Here is an 8,233-nt window from a genome sequence, read left to right on the forward strand (position 1 = left end):
ATCGTTAAAGCATTGGCTTGGAAGGAGTATGCAACATGTCGTATCCGAAGCAGCACATATTATTCGATCTTGATGACACCTTGGTCCACTGCAACAAGTATTTCGACCTTATTCTCAACCACTTTTTTGATTTGCTTCAGGAATGGTTTGCAGCCCATAACCTGACGAAAAATACAATTCGTGAAAAACAAATCGAAATTGATGTGGCTGGTGTTCATCAGGTAGGATTTGCCAGCGAGCATTTTCCACAGTCCTTGATTGATACGTACCACTTTTTCTCGGAGCAATTCGGACGCCGTACAGATCCTCGGGAAGAGCAGGAGCTTCGCTCGCTTGGCCGAAGTGTGTACGAGCAGGAAATTGAACCGTATCCCGGGATGGTCGAAACGTTAAACTCGCTCCAAAAAGCCGGACATTCCCTGCATCTCTACACCGGCGGTGAGCAGGTCATTCAGGAAAAGAAGATTGAACAGATGAAGCTGGCTAACTATTTTGATGATCGAATTTACATTCGCCAGCATAAAAATGTCGAGGCACTGGAGGAAATTATTCAGATGAACCGCTTTGACCGAAGCATCACCTGGATGATTGGAAACTCCCTGCGCACCGATGTATCTCCCGCCCTTGCGGCAGGCATTCATGCCGTGTATCTCAAGCAGCCCAAGGAATGGGTTTACAATATGGTTGAGTTGCAAAAAAACGTTAACTCCGTGATGTATACGATTCAGAAGCTAACAGAAGTACCCCGAGTGATACACGAAAGCATTCAATTGCATCAACAAAATAGGACCCTCGGCTAGAGAGCACCGCTAATCTCCCCTTCAAGTAGACACTCAAAAAAGTCCACATGGTATCATGAGGCTAGAGAGAACTTGGAGGGGATATTTTTTTACTTCAACAATTGTTCCACAGATAAAATCCGGTCAAAAAGACCAAAGGCTTCTTCCGAATCGTAAAGATTCTCCAATACACTGACCTCCATCATTAAACGTCCCGAAAGCGTAGCCGTTGTGAGCAATAACGACTGGTTTTTGATGGAAAAATAGATGGTATCCACCCATTCTTCTATAATTGAATACGATATAATTCCCAGATTGGACAAGGCGATGGAAAAATTCCACAAGGGGAATCTTTCAGGCATCGTTTTCATACACAATTCAAGGCACTGTTGTTTATATTTTCGATATGAATTAGAAAACGAAGCAAAAAAGAGCGACAGCGCATGGGGAACCCCCCTTTTGAACCATTTGAATGCGGATTTCACCTGCTTTTCTAAATCCCCGTCCCGGAAAAATTGCATAGGAAGACTTGCGACGTAATTGCCATGCATAGTCTCCGGCGAATAGTTCAGCAGCAGCTGCAAATCCATGGGCATCGAAACAAATACGCGCCGCTTCCCGGGAGCATGGTTCAGTAATCCCTGGGTCATTTGGTAAAAAATGTATTCGGTGAATGTCATTTTTTTGCTCCGGCATCGTCGTAAAATCTCATCAGTCTTTTCTTTGCTGAAGCAGTACGATTTTTTGACATAACCGCCCCCTTTCTCCGGCCTTCTGCCGTAGCTCAAATCAACGGTTTCGCCAGCGCCTGTCCCTTTTCCCCTAACCCTGGACATAAAACTTGCAACAAAAACCGGCAAAATTGTTTTCCAGCTACAGCTCACTCATCATGGACAATCCTTTGCTGCAAGCCAACGGATTTGGCTTATATCATCTATACGCTGATCGCCACGCCGAGCTCTTTGGCCGTGTCCAGAATTCCGTTCTGTTCGATTCTCCGGTCGAGTAGGCTGTATTTCACTTGATTCGAAACTAGGCGAAGGCCGTGCTCACGCAGCACACGATCGGCTTCACGTATTTGTTGCGCAGAAAAGTTGCTTACGCCCACATATTTAATCTTTCCTTGCCCAACCAGTTTAGCCATCGCATTCATCACGGCACCAACCGATGCACAGGAGTAAGGCGAATGCACCTGGTAGAGGTGAATCGTTCGTTGATCCAAATGGCGAATACGTTCATCAATCGTTGCTGTGATACTCCCTGCGGTGCGAAAGGCCGGCCACCATTTCGTAGCGATATTCGCCTGTTCCGCGAGCGGTCCTCCGATCTCATTCAGCGTGCCGGCCAGTAGCTGTTCAGACTGTCCGCCACCGTATGCTTCGGCGGTATCAAACCAATTAATTCCACCTTCTAAACGATTTTCCGTATATCCTCCCGCCGCAGCACCGGCCAGAATTTCCCGACTATCCCTTTTCCATTGCTGAACTGCCAGCACCCAAGCCCAAGCGGTGACAGCTTTAAATCCGAGTTGCCCAGCTTGCGTAATTACAGTGAGCCTGCTACATTCACCGTATTCTCTTCCACGATCCTTCCATCATCTCCTTTAAAAAAGTTTTCATGTGAAACGATCGCGTTCACGTTTTAAAACACATAATACAACTTTACTTCCTGATTTGCACAGTCCGCTAAGGGAAGTTTTTTGAACTCTATGCATAGAGTTCGCTTTATAAACTACCTAGAAAAAATACTTTTGCATAACCCTTATTTGTTCTATCGGTTGGAAGCTTACAAATGTTTAATAAAATGTAATACAAGCATCTCTTATGGGGAATTTTGGTGTACAGAACACAAAAAAAGATGACTCCTGATGAATTCAGAAATCATCTGATGACAGCTAAAAAAGCCTTCTTTTTCAATCTGTCGAAAATCATACTCTGTACCTGTATCATTTTTCCTCACGAACGCTAAGTTGCCCTGTACCTGGTTCATTCAGAACAATTCTTGCTTTGACGGTCGATCCATCTTTACGCTTAAAAGATAGCAGCTGTGTCTGTCCCTTCGTCAACAGAGACTTGAGCATCGTTTCCGTAATCTGCTTGCCAGCGTATTCCTTCCAGACGACAAAGCCGCAGCCCTGCTTGTAGTGGCTGCACCCGTACCCCTTGCGGCCTTCGATAATGCTCCCGCCGCAATTCGACCGCGGGCAGCTGCCTAAAGCCTGCCTTTGGCCCGGCGAAGTGCCCGACGGCCCGGCGGGCGAAGCTCGCGCTGCCCTCGCGCTTGAACTACTCCCAGCTGAACCCGATGCAGACGCAGTACGCCCTCCTGCGCCCGATGGCACTTGCTCCGGTGACGATGCTCCGCCCGAGTTGTTGATACGCCGTGACGGAGCGCGCGCAGCCCCTTGGGTGGTGATGCTTCCGCTTGCACCTCCACTACGGGTGGCTCCCTTACTACCCGAGCGTTTGCCCCTCGCTTCCTCGCCAAAAGCGTTTGCTGGAGCCGGTGGTTGCTGCCTCACCTTGTCAATAATGGATAACGTAAACTTTTTAACGTTATCCATAAACTTTTCCTGGGCAGCTTCTCCCTTGGAAATTTGATGCAGACGACGTTCCCATTGTCCTGTCATCTCCGGCGAAGCTAGCAGATCCACCCCTGCGTTGCGGATCAGGTCAATTGCCATTTTCCCCTTATCCGTAATGAGAATCTTTTTGCCTTTCATTTCAATGTAGCCGACCTTCTTCAATCGTTCAATGGTGGCGGCACGTGTCGCAGGCGTACCTAATCCAGCATCCTTCATGACCTCACGTAATTCCTCGTTCTCCATCTGCTTGCCTGCGCTCTCCATTGCTTTTAGCAATGTGCCCTCTGTGTAGCTTTTAGGCGGCTGTGTCGCCTTTTCTTTCATCTCGGCACGAATGCAATCCACCAGACGACCTGCATCAATCTCAAACTTCTTGTCCGTCCATTCGTCCGTTTCCTCTTCTTCCTCTTTCTTCGGTGCTTTGCTCTTTTTGCCTTTATCCTGATCAGCCTTGCTTAGAACTACCTTCCAGCCCAAGGACAGAAGCTCCTTAATGCTTGTTTTGAACAGATGCTTGTCCACCTGGGTCATCACAGTATGCATTTTATATTCGGCAGGCGGGAAGAAATGTGACAAAAACCTGCGGATTATCAGGTCATATACATTTTGTTCCTCTTTGCTGAGTGTTCCCGGTCTTTTCAGCGTAGGCAATATAGCATGGTGATCCTCAACACGGGCTGGATTGCAGACAGCTTTATTCTGTTTATGGACCAAATTGGGGTTCGCTTGCTGTACCAGATCTGCATAAGGACCTGTGCCCAGCATACGAAGCGCCTTGTGCATGCCGTCTATATTTTGCTCCGTTACATAGTTGGAATTGGTACGCGGATAGGAAATGACCTTATGCCGCTCATAGAGCGCTTGTGCCACATCCAGTGTTTTTTTGGCTGAATAACTATACTTGGCATTCGCCTCACGTTGAAGCAGCGTCAAATCGTACAGCTTGAACGGATATTCCTTCGTCTGCTTCGTATCATATTTTGTGATTTTACCTGTTTTTCCGCGAACTGCCGCTGCTATCGCCTCAGCTTCTTCCGGCTTGGTCAGCCGATCTCCTTGCCACGCACCTTTATACTTGGTCTGATCTTGCTTAAACTCTGCCCACACGTCATAAAAGGTTTGAGACTGAAACGCTTCAATTTCCTTTTCCCGGTCATGAATCAATGCCAGTACAGGAGTCTGCACCCGTCCGACTGACAGTAACGCGTTATGCCGTGTTGTAAAGGCTCTGGAAGCATTCATACCGATCAACCAGTCTGCTTCACTTCGTGCCCGCGCAGCCTGAGTTAGAAATTCAAACTCCGACGCATCTCGCAAGCGTTCAAAGCCTACCGCAATACTCTCCGCCGTTAAATCTGAGATCCATAGTCGCTTGACCGGCTGACGCAGCTTTAACTGCTGTTGAATCAAGGCAAAAATATATTGCCCCTCTCGCCCCGCATCACAAGCATTCACGATTGCATTACAGCGTTTGGCCAGCTCACCAATTATTTTCAGCTGATCTTTTGTTTTCGGATTCGGTACAATTTTAAACTGCTCGGGGATAATGGGAAGATCTTTAATATTCCAGCGTTTGTACTTGGCATCGTATGCATCCGGCTCAGCAAGACCCAGCAAATGACCGATCGCCCAAGTTACAATATATTTCTCCCCCTCCAGATAGGTACGGTTATTTTTAGCCCTCGGCTCCATAACAGCCGCAATGGTGCGTCCCATATCCGGTTTTTCAGCAATAATTAACGTCTTCATTCATATTCCATTCCTTCCTGACGGCCCTCTGCTTCCCTTCCCTGACTCACACGTAATAAACGAAAGGTAAATGAAATACAAGCAGGGCCTCATGCAAAAGGAGCCTTCTCCCGGCGAAAGCTCCTTTGTCCATTCACTTGGTCTAGCGCTCCAACAATATACGTGTATTATACCATAGATAGCATCATTCTCTCAGGTGATGATTTACGAAACCTTGTAACGATAATAGTTACTGTCATTATCTATAAGGTCTATGTAGAAGAGCTATACAGGATGATGATTTAAATGAATTTTCATCTAAAATCACTTTTACATAACTATACGAGTTATATTTATGTTATTTTACATAACACATAAAACGAATTTTTGATTATTTCCGCAAAATAATTTCATTATTCAATAAAAAAGCTACACTTCACTCCTGTTTTTATGTTATGATCGCTGTATAAAACAGACTTAGAGATTTTAAATTTTAATAAAGTCATATTATATGACATTAAATTCACAGCGCTTTACATACAATGATAACAAATAATGTTTTAGAAAAATCTCGTAATTCAATGGTTATCCATTCGCATTTTACTAACCTGAGCACGCTAGTCCTTTAAACGCAACAAAGCCCCATCCGAGGATGGAGCTTTGACTGGATAACTAATATATAACTTATATTTACACCAAAACGGTAGCGCCCATCAGGTATTTATCGACCTCACGTGCGGCTTCCCGACCTTCATTAATGGCCCACACAACAAGGCTTTGCCCGCGGCGCATATCACCAGCAGCAAAAACCTTATCTACATTCGTAACATATTTCCCGTAACGTGCTTTAACGTTGGAACGACGATCAGTTTCCAAACCAATTTGCTCCACAATTGTTTGTTCAGGACCGTCGAATCCAATCGCAATGAGAGCAATCTGTGCCGGGAATACACGCTCCGTACCTGGAACCGGCTGATAGATTTTACGCCCCGTTTCATCGACAATACGCTGAATTTGAATCGTGTGCAGCTCTTTCAAATTACCGTTCTCATCACCTACAAACTTCGTTGTCATGATGGAGAATTCACGCGGATCTTCCCCGAATATTGCCTTCGCTTCCTGCTGTGCATAATCGAGAGAGTACACGTTTGGAAATTGTGGCCAAGGATTGACAACTGGGTCACGTTCCAAAGGAGCTTTGGCATGTGTGCCAAATTGAGTGACGCTTCGACAGCCATGACGTAAAGAAGTAGCTACACAATCCGAACCTGTGTCACCACCACCGATCACAATAACATCCTTACCTTGAGAGGACAAATAGTTGCCATCTTCCAGGTTGGAATCCAGGTAGCTCTTGATGGTACCATTCAAATAATCCATCGCATAATGAACTCCATTCAAATCGCTACCTTCAATATTGAATTCTCTCGGCTTCGTAGAGCCACCGCACAGTACAACCGCATCATACTCAGCAATCAGCTGATCGGTAGGAATATCCTTTCCGATCTCTGTATTCGTAATGAATTGAATGCCCTCCGCCTCCAGCAAATCCACACGACGCTGAACAACCTTTTTGTCCAGCTTCATGGAAGGGATGCCATACATCAGCAGCCCGCCAACACGATCCGCACGCTCATACACGGTTACGCTGTGTCCTGCTTTGTTAAGCTGCGCAGCAGCAGCCAGTCCTGCCGGACCCGAGCCGACAATAGCCACTCGTCTGCCTGTACGCTTCTCCGGCGGATTAGGGACAACCCAGCCTTCCTCAAAGCCTTTTTCGATAATAGCTTCCTCAATCGTCTTGATCGTAACAGATTGCCCGATCAGGCCGACCGTACAGGAACCTTCACATGGCGCAGGACAGACACGCCCAGTAAATTCCGGGAAGTTATTCGTCTTGTGCAACCGATCCAGCGCTTCCTTCCACAAACCGCGATATACGAGATTGTTCCATTCCGGAATCAGATTATGAACTGGGCAGCCCAAAGTCGCTCCCATGATGTCCATCCCCGTATGACAATAAGGAGTTCCGCAGTCCATACAACGTGCCCCTTGGGTACGCAGCTCTTCTTCGGACATATGCTTATGGAATTCTTCCCAATCCTTAATACGCTCTGCCGGATCCCGGTCTGTAGGGAGCTGTCGTGTGTATTCCATAAATCCAGTTGGTGTAGACATGTTACGTTCCCCCATCTCTTCGCTTATGAACCCCGTTCATCCATTCAGAATTTGAGCTAAATTCGAATTTGTCTGTTTGTATCATGAAAGGGTCTATTCTCGTTGAATTTGATTTATTGTATCACAATACAGCACAAAAGTAATGAAAACTTATGCAACTTTCTGCATCAACAGCCAAAAGGATTTTTTATATGGTTCATTAATTTTTCAAATGAGCGAGGTCAAATGTAGCCCAATCTTACTTCGTCCTCTCGTAAACGACAAAACGGTAGTCGTACGGGTTTCTTTCATCCTTGACACCGGGAGTTTCACTGACTACATTCCAGCCGTTCCAATCCAGCTCAGGAAAAGTCGTATCTCCCTCGAAATTCTCATCAATCCTGGTGACGATTAGCCGATCAGCATGTGTCCAGAACAGTGAATAAATCTCCGCACCGCCGATGATCATCAGCTCTTCCTGCGCCGCCAATTGGAGTCCTTCTTCCAGAGAATGGATCACTTCTGCGCCTTCAGCCAGGTAGCTCTGATCACGGGTCAAAATAACGTTACGCCGCTTAGGCAGGCTTTTTCCGCCAAAGGATTCCCATGTCTTGCGCCCCATGAGTACGGTTTTACCGATGGTCTGCTCCTTGAAAAATGCCATATCTCTCGGCAGGCGCCAAGGAAGACTGTTATCCCGGCCAATGACGCCGTTTTGTGCCATAGCCCATATCATCGAAATGCTCATAACTCACAGCTCCCCCAAATCAGATAGCGACTGGCGCCTTGATACCCGGATGATATTCGTAGTTCTCAAAAGTAAAGTCCTCGTACGTATAATCAAATATCGAATCCGGTTTACGAAGGATTTTGAGCTGAGGCAATGGATAAGGATCACGCTCCAGCTGCGTATGCACTTGTTGCATATGATTTGAATAAATATGCACATCGCCGCCTGACCAAATGAATTCGCCCGGCTCCAAAC

At 46.4% G+C, this 8,233-nt stretch carries 6 protein-coding genes and 1 pseudogene; 1 reads left to right on the plus strand and 6 read right to left on the minus strand.

What is annotated here, in order from left to right:
• Nucleotides 1-35 precede the first annotated feature (35 nt).
• Nucleotides 36-800 carry an HAD family hydrolase gene (locus tag QD47_RS23945; protein WP_044648481.1) on the plus strand — a complete coding sequence of 255 codons (765 nt, stop codon included), beginning with the start codon at nt 36-38 and terminating at the stop codon, nt 798-800.
• 89 nt (nt 801-889) lie between these two features.
• On the opposite strand, the gene QD47_RS23950 is transcribed toward QD47_RS23945, so the two are convergent.
• From QD47_RS23950 to QD47_RS23975, 6 genes and pseudogenes are all read right to left on the minus strand, one after another.
• Complete coding sequence (locus QD47_RS23950) at nt 890-1,459, minus strand: hypothetical protein (RefSeq protein WP_235332342.1); 570 nt, start codon at nt 1,457-1,459, stop codon at nt 890-892.
• A 263-nt stretch (nt 1,460-1,722) separates the two neighbouring features.
• Nucleotides 1,723-2,315: pseudogene (locus QD47_RS23955) on the minus strand (aldo/keto reductase); the annotation flags it as partial.
• Between the two features lie 409 nt (nt 2,316-2,724).
• Nucleotides 2,725-5,112, minus strand: a complete 2,388-nt coding sequence (locus QD47_RS23960; RefSeq protein WP_044648482.1) for a type IA DNA topoisomerase — start codon at nt 5,110-5,112, stop codon at nt 2,725-2,727.
• Nucleotides 5,113-5,781: 669 nt separating this feature from the next.
• Nucleotides 5,782-7,269 (minus strand): glutamate synthase subunit beta, encoded by a 1,488-nt coding sequence (locus QD47_RS23965; RefSeq protein ID WP_044648483.1) that lies wholly within the window; start codon nt 7,267-7,269, stop codon nt 5,782-5,784.
• A gap of 238 nt (nt 7,270-7,507) precedes the next feature.
• Nucleotides 7,508-7,996: a dihydrofolate reductase gene (locus tag QD47_RS23970; RefSeq protein ID WP_044648484.1), complete on the minus strand. Its 489-nt coding sequence runs from the start codon at nt 7,994-7,996 to the stop codon at nt 7,508-7,510.
• A gap of 19 nt (nt 7,997-8,015) precedes the next feature.
• Nucleotides 8,016-8,233 (minus strand): thymidylate synthase (locus QD47_RS23975; RefSeq protein WP_235332343.1); only part of this gene is annotated, 218 nt, incomplete at its 5' end.

The sequence above is a fragment of the Paenibacillus terrae genome, from assembly GCF_000943545.1.
GTDB lineage: Bacteria > Bacillota > Bacilli > Paenibacillales > Paenibacillaceae > Paenibacillus > Paenibacillus terrae_A.